Here is a 16,752-nt window from a genome sequence, read left to right on the forward strand (position 1 = left end):
TCAGATCAGCTTCTCCAGCGTGATCGGCAGATCCCTGATCCGCTTTCCCGTCGCGTGGAACACCGCGTTGGCAATGGCCGGCGCCATGCCGACGATCGCCAGTTCGCCGACGCCCTTGCCGCCGAGCACCGAGGAATGCAGGTCGGGGATGCCGACCGAAATCACCTCGATGTCGGGGATGTCGGCATTGGTGGGGACGAGATAGTCCGCGAGGTTGTTGTTGACGATGCGGCCGTGGCGGCGGTCGACGATGCCTTCTTCGAGCAGCGCCTGGCCGATGCCCATGATGATGCCGCCCTTCCATTGGCTTTCGGCCAGCTTCGGATTGTAGAGCCGGCCCGAATCCAGCGCCGAGACCACGCGCGACACGCGCACCGTGCCGAAATCCTCGTCGACCCGCACCTCGACGAAATGCGCGCACCAGGAGTGGCGGGAATAGTCGCCCTCGGTGTGCGGCAGCGCCATGGCGATGGTGGTGTAGTTCTTGTAGCGGTCTTCGGCGGTCGAATTGGCCGGCATGGTGTCGCCCGTCGCCTCGATGCGGTCGCGGCCGACGCTTTTGAGCAGTTCGGCGATCGAGACATCGGGGCCATCGCCGCGTGGCGCGGTGATGCGGCCTTTGGCGACGACCAGAGTGTTGGCCTGCAGCGCGTTGAAGGGCGAGCGTGGATCACTGATCGCCAGACCGATCAGTTGGTCGAGCGCCGAGGTCGCCGCCTTGTAGACCGCGCCGGTCATCACGCCGGCCAGCCGTGAGCCGCCGGAGACGCCGGCACGGGCAAAGCGGGAGTCGCCCAGTTTCACCACGACGTCGTCGGCGGACACGCCAACCGTCTCGGCGGCGGTCTGCGCCAGGATGGTGTAGGTGCCCTGGCCCATGTCGATCGAGGAGCTCTCGACCTCAACCGAGCCGTCGGCCAGGATGCGCACGACCGCCTCGCCATAGGCGCGCCGCACCGGATAGGTGCCGGCGGCCACGCCCCAGCCGATCAGATGGTTGCCGTCGCGCATCGAGCGTGGCTCGGGCGTGCGCCTGGCCCAGCCGAAGCGCTCGGCGCCTGCCGCAAACGCCTCGCGCAACTGCCTGGTCGACCAGGCTTTTTTGGCATGCGGATCCTGCTCGGCGTAGTTGCGCAGCCGGATCTCCAGCGGATCGATGCCGACCTCGTAGGCGAGTTCGTCGATGGCGCTCTCGATGCCGAAGGCCGACGGGTTTTCGCCCGGCGCGCGCATGGCGCCCGGCACCACCGAATTCACCCGCACGACATTCTGCCTGGAGGAGAAGTTCGGCGTCGCGTACATGATCGAGGTGACCGAGCCCAGCGGCTCGACCCACATGCCGTCGATGGATGTTTCGTTGACGCCGCGATGCACGATCGACTGAATCATGCCGTCATGGTCGGCGCCGATCGTCACCGTCTGGCGGGTCGCGGCGCGGCCGCCATAGCCGGTGAAGGTCTGCGCCCGCGTCATCACCAGCCGCACCGGCCGGCCAAGCATTTTGGCGGCACTTGCGGCCACCGCGCCATGGCTCAGCGCCAGCGCCTTGGAGCCGAAGCCGCCACCGACATAGGGCGACACCAGCCGTACATTCTCGAACGGCACGGCGAACCATTCGGCATAGGTGCGCGCCATGCCGTCCAGCCACTGGCTCGGTTCCCACACGGTGAGATGGTCGCCCTCCCAGCGGGCGATCAGGCCATGCGGCTCCATCGGCGCCTGGTATTCGCGCGGTGTGTTGTAGGCGGCGCAGATTCGCACCGGGGCGGAGGCGAAGGCGGCGGACGCGTCGCCCCATTCCTTGGTCATGGCGTCGATCGTAATGCCGTCGCCGGCCTTGCCGTCGCTGAGGTCGACGATGGAAGGCGTCTCGTCGTAGCTGACCTTGACCATCGCCGCGGCGGCCACGGCCTGCTCGAAGGTCTCGGCGACGACGGCGGCGACATGCTGGCCAGAGAAGGTGATGTCGCGCGCCAGCGGGCAGTAGGGTTTGTCGGGCGGCGGCGTGCCGAACCAGTCCGAGGCGGTTTTCAGGCTGATGATGGTGTCTGGCGTCAGCACCTTGAGTACGCCCGGCGCCGCCTCGGCCGCCTTGCTGTCGATGGCGCGCACCTTGCCGGATGCGATGGTGCTTTCGACCAGCACGGCATAGGCGAGCCCTTCGAGCTGCTGCTCGACGGCGTATTTGGCCGCACCCGTGATCTTGGCCGGGCCATCGACGCGCGACAACCGGCCGCCGACCGCGTCCGCGCCGCCGTCGGACGCATCGCCCCGTTTCGATTCACCAACTCGGATGTTGTGAACGGTCATGCCGTTTCTCCCATCTTGAGAATAGCCCGTGCGACGACGCGCGGCGCGAGCTCGATCTTGTAGTGGTTGGCGCCATGGTCGACAGCGCCTTCGACGGCGAGCAGGCTGGCGGCGCGAACAGCTTCCGGCTCCAGCACCTTGCCTTTCAAGACTTCTTCCACGGCCCTTGCCCGCCAGGGTTTGGTGGCGACGCCACCGAGCGCCACACGCAGGTCGCGGATGGTGCGTCCGTCAGCTTCCAGTTCGAGCCCGACGGCGGCACTGGCGGCGGCGAACTCGTAGGACTGCCGGTCGCGGACCTTCAGATAGGTCGAACGCCGGACGGCCGCGGAAGAGGGGATTTCGATGGCGGTGATCATTTCGCCCGGCTCGATCGCGTGCTCCTTGTCCGGCGTCGTGCCGGGCAGCAGGAAAAAGTCATCGACGAGGATGCGCCGATCGCCGAGATGAACGACCGCATCGAAAGCGACCAGCGCCGTGGCGAGGTCGCCGGGATACATGGCGATGCAGGCCTCGCTGGTGCCAAGCACGGCATGGCCCTTGGTAACGCCTCCGATCGCCGAACAGCCGCTGCCCGGTTCGCGCTTGTTGCAAGCGGCAAAGTTCGAGGGATCGCGGAAATAGGGACAGCGCGTGCGCTGCATCAGATTGCCGCCGATGGTCGCCATGTTGCGGATCTGCGCCGAAGCCGCTTGCCACAGCGCCTCAGAGATGGCGGGGAAGCGGCTCTTGATGTCCGCGTGGTCGGCGACATGGCCCATCCTGGCGAGCGCGCCGATGATGGCGCCGCGTTCGTCGATCTCGATCCGGTCCAGCCCCACGAGATGGGTGATGTCGACCAGCGTGTCTGGTTCGGCGACGCCGCATTTGGCGAGGTCGATCAGCGTCGTGCCGCCGGCGAGCAGCATGGCGCCGGGGAGCGCGGCCGCCTGGCGGGCGGCGTCGGACGAGGTGGCGCGAAGATAGGAAAAATCCCTCATGACGCGGCCTCCAGCGCTGCCTGGCGCACGGCAGCGACGATGTGCGGATAAGCGCCGCAGCGGCAGAGATTGCCGGCCATGTATTCGCGGATCTCCTCATCCGATCCGGCATGGCCCTCGCGGATGCAGGCCACCGCCGACATGATCTGGCCTGATGTGCAATAGCCGCATTGGAAGGCGTCCTGTTCGAGGAAGGCAGCCTGCACGGGATGCAGTTCGCCCTCCCGTGCAAGCCCCTCTATGGTGGTGATGGTGCGGCCTTCGGCCTGGGCTGCCAGCGTCAGGCAGGCCAGCACGCGCTCGCCGTCGACATGGACGGTGCAGGCACCGCACTGGCCGTGGTCGCAGCCCTTCTTGGTGCCGGTCAGGCCGAGCCTGTCACGCAAGGCATCGAGCAGCGTGACACGCGGTTCGAGCTGCAACTCGTGATGCCGTCCGTTGATATCGAGATGGACAGGGATTGTGGTCTTGCTGGTCATGAGGCGTCTGGCTCCAGTTGCTTGACGCTGAGGGGAATGATCTGGCGCTTTGAAAGGGAGGGGCAAGGTCAGGCCACAGCCAATCCGCCGCGGGTGAGTAAGCTGACAGCTTGCGGCTTTGAAAGACGTGACATACCGGGCTCCCTGATTATATGATAAAGGTGCTCCACTAAAACGGAGGCGCCTCCGTTTATTTACGTGGGGGCTGGCCAGGCATGGTTCAAGCCCCCATATCCCTGGTGGAGAAAAAATTGGCTTTTGAGCCCGTCACAACTGTCGACCAAAAATCCGCCGGCGCCGACAAGCCACTGCGCGCGGATGCGCAACGCAACCGCGACCGGCTGGTCGAGGTGGCGGCATCGGTCTTCGCCGAGCGCGGCATCGATGCCTCGCTGGAGGAGATCGCGCGCCGCGCCGGTGTCGGCATCGGCACGCTCTACCGGCATTTCCCGACGCGCGAGCATCTGGTCGAAGTGGTCTACCGCCGCGAAGTGGAGGGGTTGTGCGCGGCGGCCGGCGAGCTTGCGGCAAAGCATCCTTCGGATGTCGCGCTGGAAGAATGGATGCGCCGCTTCGTCGACTATATCGCCACCAAGCGCGGCCTGGCGACCAGCCTGCGGATCCTTCTTACCACCAATTCGACGCTGTTTTCCGACACGTCGGGCAAGGTTTCCCAGGCCTTGCGGCAACTGGTGGATGCGGCGGTCGCCGACGGCACCATCCGCGACGACGTCGATGCCTCCGACGTGCTGCACGCGCTGGGCGGCATCTATTCGGCGCCCGACACAGCTGAGTGGCGCGACCGCTCGCGCCGGCTGGTCAAGCTGTTGATGGATGGGTTGCGGTTCGGAGCTGTAAAGGCGGGATGAAGAGGCGCCTGGACTACACCAGACGCGCCAGTCCGGCTTTCGATCCCGAACGGTGATCGGTTATGCTGCGCTGCAAAAGACTAATTATTTCATATAATTCTCTGCGTCTAATTTGTTATAAATCGCATATTTAAAATATAATTTTCCATGATTTAAAGGGAAATTTGGATGTTTCTTCCCGGATGCAACCGGAAATATGTGTTGTTTTACCCGGACAACCTCATTCGCTTCGCACGATTAACGGCCATTTTGGCCTTAGCGGCAAAATCAGGGCGGTTTGTAGTCATTTCCTAGCCCTCCAATCACAAAACTATTTCAGTACGGTAAATCTTTTGTGTTGCGCCGCACCATTGCGTGGAAGCACTCATTGGCCAACTGGAAACGCGCGGCGAAGGGTTCCGTCAAGTTGACCAACTTGAGCTTTCCGCTGGCAGACGTCGGATATCGGACCCGTCCCGGGCGGGCTCGTGGAGCGCGGATTTGGCACTGTCGGCGCCTTGGCGAACATGAGCGGCGGCAAGGACGCGGATCGTCCGTTGCGAACCACTCTTTTGACTCTCGAGGCCGGGAATCCGTGATGATAAGCCGCCAGCCTCATCGGAGATGTTCCGCCGGCGGAAGCGGCTGATGGGAAACTCTCGCGATACCCAGCTGGACGGATTGAGGGCCATCGCCGTCACGATGGTGCTGTATTCCCATTTCTTCGCGGCGGGAGGCTCTTCTTTCTGGGGCCACATCGGCGTGCGGCTGTTCTTCGTGCTGAGCGGCTTTCTCATCACGCGCCTTCTCCTGGAAGCGCGTTCGGCGGCTGAATTTGAAGCCGCGCCCGCGCTGAGATCCTTCTACATCAGGCGGGCATTGCGAATATTCCCGCCCTATTTCGCCGTGCTGGGCGTCGTCTGGATGGTTGACCTGGAGCATTCCAGGGGATCGCTGATCTGGCATGCGCTTTACCTGTCGAATTTCTGGTACGCGCTGCGCAACGATTGGTCGCCCTGGCTGCTCTGCCATTTCTGGAGCCTGAGCATCGAGGAGCAGTTCTATATCGCCTGGCCGCTGGTCGTCTTGCTGGCGCCACGCCGGCGCCTCGAGGCGATCTGCATCGGCGTCATTGTGCTGTCATTGTCGTATCGCTTTTACTGGCCGATCACTGGCACCCCCGCGCTCGCGCGCGATCTGCTTCCGCCGGCGTCCATGGACGCGCTCGCGTCGGGTGCGTGGCTTGCCGTCTACCGAACCAGGGCTACGGTCTTGCCACAGTGGCTACGGCTTGGCTGGCCGGCGTTCGCGGTCGCGTTTTTCGCCCTGCAGTGGTTTGCTCCGGCGCCGCCGGACACTGTCCAGGAATGGGCCCGCTGGCTGCTGTCGCAAGTCCTCCCGCTCGGGCCTCTCGTGATGATCGTCGCGAGTTGCTCTCGAGGCCATCGCGGGTACCGCGGCTGGCTCCTCGAACTGCCGCCGCTCACCGCCCTTGGCCGCGTCAGCTATGGCGTTTATCTGTACCACCCCATACTCCTGTCGTTGGCCGTCAAGTCCCAGCCGTGGATCCCCATCAACGTCTCGGAGCAGGGGGCGGGTCGGTTCCTGGTTGCAGGAACGGCCACCCTCATCCTGGCCTCGGTATCGTGGCTGGTTTTCGAAAAGCCGCTCAACAGCCTCAAGCGCTACTTTCCCTATGTTGCGGCCGGAGCAGGCACGCGCATCCGGGCACGCGCCGACACGACCGACGCCGGATGGCCCAGAGGCGCGGCAGGGGCTTATCCCGGTGGATTGCTCGACGGCCGCGAGGCGGCAGGCGATCTACAACGAACGGATCGGAGCTGACCATGGCCGCTCCCCTGGTGTCCGTTCTGCTGCCAGTCTACAACGCGGGACCCTATCTCAGCACCGCGCTCGGCAGCATCCTGCGGCAGGACCACGATCGCCTGGAGGTCATTGCGATCGACGACGGCTCGACGGACAACTCCCTGCAAATCCTGCAGCGGCACCGGCAGGCCGACAACCGGATCTCCATCATCTCCCGGGAAAACCGGGGGCTTATCGCAACCCTCAACGAGGGGCTGGCTGTCGCTCGGGGTGACCTTGTCGCCAGGATGGACGCGGACGATATTGCCTATCCGTCACGCCTGTCGCGCCAGGTGGCGCTGTTCGACCGGCAGCCCGATCTCGGTCTGTGTGGCGCCGGTTTCGATACCTTGCTTCGCAACCGCGTCGCCAAGGGTACACCCGATCCGGTATTCCGGTTCGGCCAGCTCCGCATATTGTCGATGTTCTTCACGATATTCATGCATTCCACGGTTGTATACAACCGGAAAGTCATAAAAGACGACGTTCTATTCTACGACCCAAAATACAAACACGCCGAGGATTTCGACCTCTTCAGGCGGCTTGCCGATCGTTATCCGGCGGCGATGATCCCCGAAAACCTGATCGTCTACCGTATCCATGACGGGAGCGTAACGAGCAGGCACAGGAAGGAGATGCGCCGGACACATCTGACGATCGTGGCCGAGAACCTCGAGCGGGAAGGCCTGGCACAGGACACACGCGATCTGCGCGATATCGGCGAGGCCGTTTCGACCGACACGGTTCGCCGGGCCGCGGCGTTCATTCTTGCACTCGAGGCGAGGATCTCCGCGCTGCCGACGGAAACGCGGCCGAGCTTTGCGGCCGGCGCGTTGAACCTGTTCTATTTCCTCTACCAACTCATAGGCGACGAAATGCAACCTCCGCTGACGCACGAATTCCTGACGCGGACCGCGAAATGGAATTTCATTCGGCGCCGCGAAAAGTACGCGTTGCGTCTCGGCGCCTACGCGCCATGGTTCAGTCTTGTCTCGATGTCGGCCGGCCGTCAGGCGGACGCCGTGGCGCGGTACCTGAAATCCGCGCCTGCGGCGGCGGTCCTGGCGTCCCATCAGTTGAGCTAGCGGCAGGGATGATCGTCAAAGCCCGCCCACCCACGCAGCGCAATCGCCAGACGGAGCTTGTCCCCGTCGATTCCCGGCCCGAGCGATCGCCGCCGGCGGTCAGCTTCATCATATGCACGCGCAACCGTGTCGCCGTGCTCGAGGCTTGCATCAGGTCGGTCCAAAGCGCGTGCCGCGCCCATGCCGCTTTCGCGGCCGAACTGGTGGTTGTCGACAATGGTTCGGTCGACCGCACGCCGGAGCGCCTGGCCGGCATCGCCGAAATATCCGATATCCCGTTCACAACCGTGCGCGAGCCGCGCCCCGGATTGGCCGCCGCCCGCAACGCCGGAGTGGCGCGCGCGCGCGGCCGCGTGCTGGTCTTCGTCGATGATGATTGCGAGGTCGATGGCGATTATCTCCGCGATCTTGAACGGCACTATGCTTCCGGCGAACAATGGCTCATCCGTGGCGGCTGCGTCGAACTCGGCGATCCCCGGGATTTGCCGTTCACGATCAAGCGCTCGCGGGTGCGCGAGCGGCTCACCCCCGATGTTCATCCGGGCGGTTTCGTGCTTGGCTGCAACATGGTGATGCACCGCGATGTCGCGGCCCGTATCGGTCATTTCGACGAACGGTTCGGCGCCGGCGGCCCGCTGCGGTCAGCGGAAGATACGGATTACCTTGTTCGAGCGATGCTGCTCGGCATTCCGGTCGAATATGTGCCCGATATGACAGTTTTCCATCATCATGGCCGGCGAGACCGTAAATCGATCGAAAAGCTCCACCGCGACTACAGCTTCGGCAATGGCGCCCTTTGCCTGAAACATGCCCGCCATGCGCCCTGGCTGCTTCGCCATTTCTATTGGGCCACGAGAGGGGCTTTGCGGGAGTTGGCGGGTGGTCCCCGGTTCGACCGCGAACTCCAGCTGTCGCATTGGCCGATCGTCATCATGAATCTGACCGGCGCGGCCAGATTTGCGCTTCTTTTGCTGGCGAGATGGCCGGAAGAAGTGCAAGTGCCGCAGGATCGGCAGGCAGATGCCCAGGCGAGGTGACAGGCCATAATGCGATTTTTGCCGCCAAGCTTGCCGATGCTGGGCCGCGCGCTCGGAAGGAAGCAGTTGCGACTGCTTCCTTCCGTGGTGGTTCTTGGTCTTGTCGGCGCCGCCCTCGAAGGGTTCGGCATAGGCTTGATCATCCCCTTGCTGGGCATAATCATGGGACACGCGGATGCGGCCGGAATGGCCGGCTTCTCCGCCGTCTTTCAGTATTTCGGATCGGGTCTGGACGAGCGCGACCGGCTGATCGTCATTTCGGTCGCGATCCTCGGCTCGATCGTGCTGAAGAACGTTTTCGCATTCGCGAACACGCTGCTGACCACCTTCATTTACGGCAAGGCAAGCCATTCGATCCGCAGCGCGCTGTCGGAGCAGCTCCTCAGGATAGGTTACCCATTCTTCCTGCAGCAAAGTCCCGGACGGCTGCTCAACATCATCTCGAACGAATCCTGGCGGGCATCGGATGCGATCCAGATCATGCTGTCGGCCATCGTCAGCGCATCGGCGGCCATCATCCTGCTGGCATTTCTGCTCCTGCTGTCGTGGCAGATGACACTGTTGGTCACATTGGGCCTGGCTCTCGTCCAGGTCGTCCACGCCGTTCTCTCGGCCAATCTGAAAGCGCCCAGCCGCAGCGTCGCCTCCCGCAACAGCGATCTCGCATCGCAGATGCTCCACCTTGTCCATGCTGGGCGCCTGATCCGTATCTTCGGACAGGAGAGCCGCGAGCAGGTGGTGTTCGACCAGGCATCGGACGCGGTTCGCCGGGCTGCTTTCGTGCTGCTTACCCGGCAGGGGGCATTGCCGCCGCTGACCGAGGTTCTCCATGCGATGCTGTTCCTTGCGGTGGTGATCGGCGCATGGTTCGCCGATGTGAGCTTCCCGCTGATCGTCGCATTCGTCATCCTGCTCTACCGGCTACAGCCGCATATGCGGGCTTTGCAAATGTCGTGGAGCCAGCTGCAAGGCTTGAGCGGGTCGCTCGAAGAGGTCGATTGGATGCTGGATCCGGCGGACAAGCCCAAGCCTCCGCAAGGCGACGGGCCATTCCACGGTCTGCGGCAAGGGATCAGTTTCGACGACGTGGCATTTACTTATTCCGGCGCGGACGCACGCGCGGCGGCGCTGCATTCGGCGACTTTCGATATCCGAAGCGGCCGCTCGACGGCGCTCATCGGCCGGTCGGGCGCGGGCAAGACGACGATCGTCAATCTTCTGTGCCGCTTTGTCGAGCCGAGCTCCGGTGGGATTTTTGTCGATGGGTCGCCGCTCGACCAGATCGACCCCAGCCAGTGGCGAAGGCACGTCGCGCTTGCCAGCCAGGAGCTGGAACTGGTGGACGGCACCATTTTCGAGAATATAACCTACGGCCAGGACGGGGCCACGAGCGGCGATGCCGAGCATGCCGCGAGACTGGCCGAAGCGCATGAATTCATTGAACATCTGCCGCAGGGCTACAACACCGTCGTCGGCTACAGGGGTGTCAATCTGTCAGCGGGACAAAGGCAGCGGATCGCCTTGGCGAGGGCACTGGTGCGCGATCCCGATCTCCTCATCCTGGACGAAGCCACGAATGCCGTGGACGGACTGTCGGAAGCGGCGATCGTCGAGACGTTGAAGTCGAGAGCCGGCCGCCGCACGACCCTCGTGATCAGCCATCACCACAGCACCATCTCGTTCTGCGACGACGTGGTGATCCTGAGCGGCGGCCGTGTGAAGAAGCAGGCCCCTTTCGCGGCCTTGGCGTCGCTCAGCATGGATGAGCTTTACCAGCATGAACCGACCCTCTGACAGGGTCCGAGGCCTGTCTCTCTCCGGCCTGTGTCGGGTTGCAGGATGGCGGCCGCTACCGGGCCCGCCGGCCGGAAACCACCCGCAGCCAGGGCGTCAGATGGAAGGCGCTCATCAGGAGATACATTGCCGGCATGCCGGTAAGAGGTGAGGCGCCCATGCACAGCATGGTGGCGGCACTGCCCTGAAGACAGGAGACCAGCGCCATCAGGGCGAAGGTCGGCGCCGCGGCGAGGCACAGCCAGTCGGCGATGCCGGGGGTAGCGGTGTTTTTGGGGGTCGCGCTTCCGGTGCCAGAATGAATGTCGCTCATGGTCTTTTCCCTTGATGGTTGGCAAGGTTCCTCTCCCCCAATCCGCGAGGGAGAGGAAACCAGGCAGGATGGGGCGTGCCACCCTTCCCGCCAAGCGCCGCTACTCGCCCTTGTCGCGGAACGCGGCCTCGCCGGCGGCGGATACCTCGGCCCATTTCTTGTCGGCCCCAGCTTCGTAATTGTCGTGCCAGTTCCACCAGCTGTAGAGCGGGGTCTGCGGATAACCCTCGGGCGAGTCCTCCCAGGTCTCCTGGCGGCCGAGCGGGGTGACGTCGAGATAGCTCCAGACGGTACCCAATGCCTCATCGCCGCGGTTGTTGATGAAATAGGTGCGGAAGATGCGGTCGCCATCATGAATGAACACGTTGTGGCCGTGCCACTCGTCGACGCCGAAGTCTTTGTCGAAGCTGTCGGTGATGGTGTACCAGGGCATCTCCCAGCCCATCCGCTGCTTCAGCCGCGCAATGTCGGCCTGTGGGGCGCGCGAAGCGTAGGCGAGCGTGGTGTTGCGGGCGTTGAGATGGGCGAGGTGACCGACCTGGTCGGCGCCGAGCGAGCAGCCGCGGCAAGCGTGATCGGGCCAGCCATAGACGCCGGGCTCGAAGAAGGCGCGGTAGACGATCAACTGGCGGCGGCCTTCGAACAAGTCGAGCAGGCTGACCTTGCCGTCGGGGCCTTCGAAAACATAGGCCTTGTCCACTTCCGTCCACGGCATGCGCCGGCGTTCGGCCGACAGCGCATCCCTGGCGCGCATCGTCGCCTTCTCCTTCACCAACATCTCTTTTTGAGCGGCTTCCCAGTCTTGCCGTGAAACGATCGGTGGGGTCTTCATCGTCATGGTCATTGGTCTTCTCCTTTGCCAGTCGTGGCGTCGTTGCGGTGTGGTGTTGCCTGGGGATGTCGGGGCGTTGCGGGCGCGGCGGGATCCGAGAGTTCCGGCCCGGCGCAGCAGGGGTGGCGTCCGGCGTGCTTGGCCGTATCATTCGCCGCGTCGAGGTCGAGATTGGTGGAGGCAGGCATTTTGGTTCTCCTTGCGTGCCGTCCCTGCCGGCATGGCTTGCTGGTTGACGGTACTGACTTAAGGTAGGGCGGTGCTTCGCCGAGGTGGGAGTTACAAGTGTGACGGGATTTGAATGGACTCGCTGATCACCGCCGCGGCGCTTGCGCTGGCGGCCGGCGATCCGCTCGGCGCGCTTGACCGCGTTGCGCTGCGCGAGGACGCCCCGGCGCTGGCGCTGCGCGGCATCGCCATGGCGCAACTCGGCGATTTCGATCGCGCCAAGCTCCTGTTGCGGCGGGCCGCGCGCGCCTTCAGCCCGAAAGAGGCCGTCGCGCGTGCCCGATGCGTCGTCGCCGAGGCCGAGATCGCGCTGGTCTCGCGTGATCTCGGCTGGCCGGCCAAGGCGCTCGACGCGGCCCGCACGGCGCTGGAAAAGCACGGCGACCGGCTGAACGCTGCGCATGCCGGCCACCTCAAGGTGCGGCGGCTGCTTCTGATCGGCCGCCTCGACGAGGCCGAACATGTGCTGGCCGGGCTCGACCCGGCGCCGCTTCCCCCGGCGGCAAGGGCCGCGCACGAGTTGGCCGTCGCCGGCATCGCCATGCGGCGGCTCAGGACCCGGCCGGCGCGCGCGGCGTTGGAATGGGCGCGCCATGCCGCCCGCAAGGCCGGCATTCCCGGTCTCATCGCGGAGGTCGAGAGCGCAAGCCAGGCACTGGAGACGCCCGCGGCGCGGCTGATCGAGCAAGGGAGCGAGCGGCCGCTGCTGCTCGAGGAGGTCGAGGCGTTGCAGGGATCGCCTGATCTGGTCGTCGATGCCTTCCGCTATGCCGTGCGCAGCGGCGGTGTCACGATCTCGCTGGCGAGCCGGCCGGTGCTGTTCTCGCTGGCACGCACGCTGGCCGAAGCCTGGCCCGGCGACGTGTCGCGGGGGGACCTCGTGGCGCGGGCCTTCGGCGGCAAGCATGCCGACGAATCGCATCGCGCCCGCCTGCGCGTCGAGATCGGGCGGCTGCGCGCCGAGGTTGCCACGTTGACGGATATCAGCGCCACCAAGCGCGGCTTCACGCTGGCGCCACGCCGGGCGCGCGCGGTGATGGTGCTGGCGCGGCCGATCGAGGAACGGCACGCGGCCGTGCTCGCTTTGCTCGCCGATGGCGAGGCGTGGTCGAGTTCGGCCCTGGCGCTGGCGCTCGGAACCGGCCAGCGCAGCGTGCAGCGAGCGCTCGAGCCGCTTGCCGAGGCCGGCAAGGTGCAGTCGTTCGGCCATGGCCGGGCGCGCCGCTGGATGACGCCGCCGGTGGCCGGTTTCACGACCACCTTGTTACTCCCGGCGCCGCTGCCGAACGGGTAGGAATGGATCATTCCATCATCTTATGAGGGCAAGGGCATGAAACATTCAGCGGCCGAAATCTTGCAGGAATACGGACCCTTTCCCGGTGTGGAGACGGTGGGCGGCGTAAGCTTCGACGGCAAGAGCGTGTGGTTCGCCTCGGGCGACAGGCTGAATGCCTTCGATCCGCAAACCGGCAAGCCTGTGCGCACGATCGACGTCGCGGCGCATGCCGGCACCGCCTATGACGGAAGGCATCTCTACCAGATCACCAACGACCGCATCCTGAAGATCGACCCGGATAGCGGCGAGATCCTGACCACCATTCCAGCGCCTGGAGGCGGCCGCGATTCCGGGCTGACCTGGGCCGAGGGGACGCTCTGGGTCGGGCAGTATCGCGACCGCAAGATCCACCAGATCGATCCCGAGACCGGGGCAGTGCTGCGCACCATCGAATCCAACCGCTTCGTCACCGGAGTAACCTGGGTGGAAGGCGAGATGTGGCATGCGACCTGGGAAGGCGACGAGAGCGATCTCAGGCGCATCGACCCGCAGACGGGCAAGGTACTGGAGAAGCTCGACATGCCCACGGGCATGGGCATTTCGGGGCTCGAATCCGACGGTGGCGAGCGCCTGTTCTGCGGCGGCGGCAATGTCGGCGTGGTGAGGGCGGTGCGCCGGCCGAAGTGAAGGGACACAGATTTTCCGCCGGCGAATTTTCCCCCGGCGACTGGCCGTTGCGCGATGTCGAGCCTAGATAGGCTGGACCATTCCCCGCAAAAGGACCAGACCATGCCCGAACAGATCACGTTGAACGACGGCGCCGCCATTCCCCAGCTTGGCCTTGGCGTGTGGCAGGTCGATCACGACATCACCGCGCAAGTGGTGGGCTGGGCGATCGGGGCCGGCTACCGGCTGATCGATACGGCCGAGGGTTATCAGAACGAGGAAGGTGTCGGCGAGGCGATCCGCGCGGCCGGCGTGCCGGCAGCAGAGCTGTTCATCACCTCGAAGCTGCGCAACGGCGCCCACCAGCGCGATGCGGCGCTTCGTGCCTTCGACGACACGATGAAGAAGCTCGGCGTCGAGCAGCTCGACCTGTTCCTGATCCACTGGCCGGTGCCCAGCCAGGACAAATATGTCGAGGCGTGGAAGACGCTCGTCGAGCTGAAGCTGGCCGGCCGCATCAAGTCGATCGGCGTCTCGAATTTCAATCCTGATCATCTGGAGCGCATCATCGGCGAGACGGGCGTGGTTCCCGTCGTCAACCAGGTGGAACTGCATCCGCGCTTCCAGCAGCGCGCGCTCAGGGAATTCCATGCCAAACACGACATCCATACGGAAAGCTGGAGCCCGCTGGGCAGCGGCAAGCTGCTCGGCGACCCGACCATTGCAGGCATTGCCAAGAAGCATGGGAAATCCGCCGCTCAGACCATGATCCGCTGGCATCTTCAGCAAGGGCTGATCGTCATCCCGAAGTCGGCCCGCCAGGATCGTATCGCCGCCAATCTCGACGTCTTCGATTTCGAACTGGACGCGCAGGACCTGAAGACGATCGCGGGCATGGATTCGGCCGACGGCCGCGGCGGTCCGAACCCGGCGACGGCGGCGTTCTTGTTTTAAAGCTGGCGTCGAAGCTGCCAATCTCCCCCCTCGTGGGGGAGATGCCCGGCAGGGCAGAGGGGGGCGCTGTCCCGCCAGCCTTTCATTCGATACCACCCAAACCCGCCATGATGACAATATGCTGGCAGACATTGTCGATGTCGCGGATGACATCGTCATTCCAAAACCGGAGCACGGTCCAGCCGTCCTGCTCCAGACGCTTCGTCCTGACAGTGTCGTTCACTGCAAGATCTGCATCACCATGCTGCGATCCATCGAGTTCGACGACGAGCTTCTTCTGCGGGCACGCAAAGTCGGCGATATAGCCGGCAATCGGAAATTGTCTTCGAAAGCCAAGCACCATCAGCCGATGCGCGCGAAGTTCATTCCAGAGCTTCAACTCCGCGTCGGTCATGACCTTGCGCATCGATCGAGCATTCGCTCGGTTCTGTGGCGGCAATGGCGTATGAGGCATGGCAGTTTCGATTGTGATTGAGGTTGGCGCTCTACGGCGCCCCCCTCTGTCCTGCCGGACATCTCCCCCACGAGGGGGGAGATTGGCGGTTTCGGCGATTTCGCCAATCGCAGAGGGGAGGAAGAGCGCTAAATCCCCGAGCCGTCCAGTTGCTGCGCGTCGTCGCCTTCCCAGGGCGCCGGCATCGAGGCGCCCCGGCTGAGATTGGCCGAGGGCATCGGCATCCAGCATTTCAGCTCCGGCTCGGCATATTCGACGACGCGGCCAGGCGAGGAATCGGAGGCGCGCCAGCCTTCCTCACCGAATTGATCGGCGCGTGACCAGTAGGCAAGGTCGACTTCCGCCGGCCCTGTTCGGATGGGCGGACCGTAACGAGGATCCGGCTGCCGTCTTTCGGCGCGTTCGACATGTGGCGCCAGCGATCGGGCTCATCCATCGTTCTTCCTCCTGCCTTGCTGCGGGATGAAGTGTCGCCTCGCCATCGGAGACGGTCAACCCAAACTTTGCGCGACCCTCCTGTTTCGATGGGTTGCTCGTTCCGCCCGCTCCCGTGGGATGTATGATTTGTCGGATTGCGCCAGCCGCATCCGTCCTTGATCTGACGATGGTCGCCGGGGACAAGGAGAGGCATTCATGAGTGACAGGGTCGAGGCGATGCCGGCTGGGGTGGAAACAAAACTGTTCTTCAGCCGCAATCCCAATCCGCGCCTGGCGGTCGCGGTGGCGCGTCATCTCGGGGCGAGGCTGACCTTCGAATTCGCATCGCCGTTCGCGCCAGGGCAAGCGGAGCGGTTCCGGCCGCTCAATCCCAATCTTTCCCTGCCCATACTTGTGTGGCCCGGCGGCAGCCTGTGGGAGGCCGACGCCATTGCCTGCCGGTTGTCGCGCGACATGTGTTCGGATTTCTGGCGCAGCGGTGAGGATGAGCCCGACATGATCCGCTGGCTGAGTTGGGGCAAGGAGAATTTCGCGCGGGCCTGCGACATGGTGCATTTCGAGCGCGGCACCAAGCAGCGCTATGGGCTGGGCCCAATCGATCATCAGTTGGTCGAGGAGGGGCTGAAGCTTTTTCAAGCGACGGCGGCGATCCTGGAGGCAACGCTTGTCGGCAGGCAATGGCTGGTCGGCAACTCGGTCTCCTATGCCGACTTCCGCATGGCGACGTTCCTGCCGTTCAACGACGTCGCCGGGCTGCCGCTCGGTGATTATCCCGCTCTTGCCCGCTGGTACAGCCGGCTCGAAGCCGTCGAAGCCTGGCGCGATCCCTTCAAGGGACTGGCCGCACCGCACTTGCCGCCGGTGCCACCGCAGGATGCGATGAGGTGACGGACAGAACTGACGACCGGCGCATACACAGAGGAACTTGAAGACGCCGGCCGCCATTTGGGGCGTTGGGTGCATCACGTTGGGGCACCATGCAGGGTCAGGTTAGGCGGATGCCTGGTGCCCGCAATCGGAACGCCGGCCCATGGTGAACAGAGGGTTACTATCCACAGGCCCGAGGCAGTAACCGGCAGGCGATGCGCGGTTTCCGGCCGTCCATCGTGGCCACGTCATCGTTGTCTCGGCTGTGCGCAACGCGAATCGCGTGGCCTGCGCGGCTCGACGGGCCGCGATCGGGTTGATAAGC

General features: G+C 64.4%; 15 protein-coding genes and 1 pseudogene. 9 read left to right on the forward strand and 7 right to left on the reverse strand.

The features are described 5' to 3' along the window. The 3 genes from EJ077_RS09865 to EJ077_RS09875 are packed head-to-tail and all read right to left on the reverse strand — an operon-like array spanning position 1 to position 3,769. Positions 1–2,310: a xanthine dehydrogenase family protein molybdopterin-binding subunit gene (locus tag EJ077_RS09865; protein WP_208701565.1), complete on the reverse strand. Its 2,310-nt coding sequence runs from the start codon at positions 2,308–2,310 to the stop codon at positions 1–3. Then, on the reverse strand, positions 2,307–3,290 hold the full coding sequence (locus EJ077_RS09870) for an FAD binding domain-containing protein (RefSeq protein WP_208701567.1): 984 nt from the start codon (positions 3,288–3,290) through the stop codon (positions 2,307–2,309). Before EJ077_RS09870 ends, EJ077_RS09865 begins: the two co-directional genes overlap by 4 nt. After that, positions 3,287–3,769 carry a (2Fe-2S)-binding protein gene (locus EJ077_RS09875; protein WP_208701569.1) on the reverse strand — a complete coding sequence of 161 codons (483 nt, stop codon included), beginning with the start codon at positions 3,767–3,769 and terminating at the stop codon, positions 3,287–3,289. The genes EJ077_RS09870 and EJ077_RS09875 overlap by 4 nt, the downstream gene beginning before the upstream one ends. A gap of 251 nt (positions 3,770–4,020) precedes the next feature. Here EJ077_RS09875 and EJ077_RS09880 point away from each other — a divergent pair, with 251 nt between their 5' ends. The 5 genes from EJ077_RS09880 (at position 4,021) to EJ077_RS09900 (ending at position 10,399) form a co-directional block, all read left to right on the forward strand. Further along, positions 4,021–4,638, forward strand: a complete 618-nt coding sequence (locus tag EJ077_RS09880; protein ID WP_208701571.1) for a TetR/AcrR family transcriptional regulator — start codon at positions 4,021–4,023, stop codon at positions 4,636–4,638. A 627-nt stretch (positions 4,639–5,265) separates the two neighbouring features. Further along, complete coding sequence (locus tag EJ077_RS09885) at positions 5,266–6,462, forward strand: acyltransferase family protein (RefSeq protein WP_208701573.1); 1,197 nt, start codon at positions 5,266–5,268, stop codon at positions 6,460–6,462. 2 nt (positions 6,463–6,464) lie between these two features. Next, positions 6,465–7,568 carry a glycosyltransferase family 2 protein gene (locus tag EJ077_RS09890; RefSeq protein WP_208701575.1) on the forward strand — a complete coding sequence of 368 codons (1,104 nt, stop codon included), beginning with the start codon at positions 6,465–6,467 and terminating at the stop codon, positions 7,566–7,568. Between the two features lie 8 nt (positions 7,569–7,576). After that, positions 7,577–8,605 carry a glycosyltransferase family 2 protein gene (locus EJ077_RS09895; RefSeq protein WP_208701577.1) on the forward strand — a complete coding sequence of 343 codons (1,029 nt, stop codon included), beginning with the start codon at positions 7,577–7,579 and terminating at the stop codon, positions 8,603–8,605. Positions 8,606–8,611: 6 nt separating this feature from the next. After that, the gene (locus tag EJ077_RS09900; RefSeq protein ID WP_208702961.1) at positions 8,612–10,399 is read left to right on the forward strand and encodes an ABC transporter ATP-binding protein; all 1,788 of its coding nucleotides are present in this window, start codon (positions 8,612–8,614) and stop codon (positions 10,397–10,399) included. 55 nt (positions 10,400–10,454) lie between these two features. Here EJ077_RS09900 and EJ077_RS09905 read toward each other — a convergent pair whose 3' ends face one another. Together EJ077_RS09905 and EJ077_RS09910 are read right to left on the reverse strand one after the other, a co-directional pair. Next, entirely contained in the window at positions 10,455–10,712 is a 258-nt protein-coding gene (locus EJ077_RS09905) for a hypothetical protein (protein ID WP_208701579.1), read from the reverse strand. A gap of 100 nt (positions 10,713–10,812) precedes the next feature. Further along, positions 10,813–11,556 (reverse strand): DUF899 domain-containing protein, encoded by a 744-nt coding sequence (locus tag EJ077_RS09910; protein WP_208701581.1) that lies wholly within the window; start codon positions 11,554–11,556, stop codon positions 10,813–10,815. Between the two features lie 289 nt (positions 11,557–11,845). Here EJ077_RS09910 and EJ077_RS09915 point away from each other — a divergent pair, with 289 nt between their 5' ends. From EJ077_RS09915 to EJ077_RS09925, 3 genes are all read left to right on the forward strand, one after another. Then, the gene (locus tag EJ077_RS09915) at positions 11,846–13,066 is read left to right on the forward strand and encodes a helix-turn-helix domain-containing protein (RefSeq protein ID WP_208701583.1); all 1,221 of its coding nucleotides are present in this window, start codon (positions 11,846–11,848) and stop codon (positions 13,064–13,066) included. A 36-nt stretch (positions 13,067–13,102) separates the two neighbouring features. Next, on the forward strand, positions 13,103–13,735 hold the full coding sequence (locus tag EJ077_RS09920; RefSeq protein ID WP_208701585.1) for a DUF5074 domain-containing protein: 633 nt from the start codon (positions 13,103–13,105) through the stop codon (positions 13,733–13,735). 102 nt (positions 13,736–13,837) lie between these two features. Further along, positions 13,838–14,668 carry an aldo/keto reductase gene (locus tag EJ077_RS09925; protein ID WP_208701586.1) on the forward strand — a complete coding sequence of 277 codons (831 nt, stop codon included), beginning with the start codon at positions 13,838–13,840 and terminating at the stop codon, positions 14,666–14,668. Positions 14,669–14,750: 82 nt separating this feature from the next. Here EJ077_RS09925 and EJ077_RS09930 read toward each other — a convergent pair whose 3' ends face one another. Next, complete coding sequence (locus EJ077_RS09930) at positions 14,751–15,122, reverse strand: endonuclease domain-containing protein (RefSeq protein ID WP_208701588.1); 372 nt, start codon at positions 15,120–15,122, stop codon at positions 14,751–14,753. 128 nt (positions 15,123–15,250) lie between these two features. Next, positions 15,251–15,558, reverse strand: a pseudogene (locus tag EJ077_RS09935) (hypothetical protein). 197 nt (positions 15,559–15,755) lie between these two features. Between EJ077_RS09935 and EJ077_RS09940 the strand changes: the two are divergent. Further along, positions 15,756–16,448: a glutathione S-transferase family protein gene (locus EJ077_RS09940; protein WP_208701590.1), complete on the forward strand. Its 693-nt coding sequence runs from the start codon at positions 15,756–15,758 to the stop codon at positions 16,446–16,448. The last annotated feature ends 304 nt before the right edge of the window (positions 16,449–16,752 follow it).

This window comes from Mesorhizobium sp. M8A.F.Ca.ET.057.01.1.1 (assembly GCF_003952565.1).
GTDB lineage: Bacteria > Pseudomonadota > Alphaproteobacteria > Rhizobiales > Rhizobiaceae > Mesorhizobium.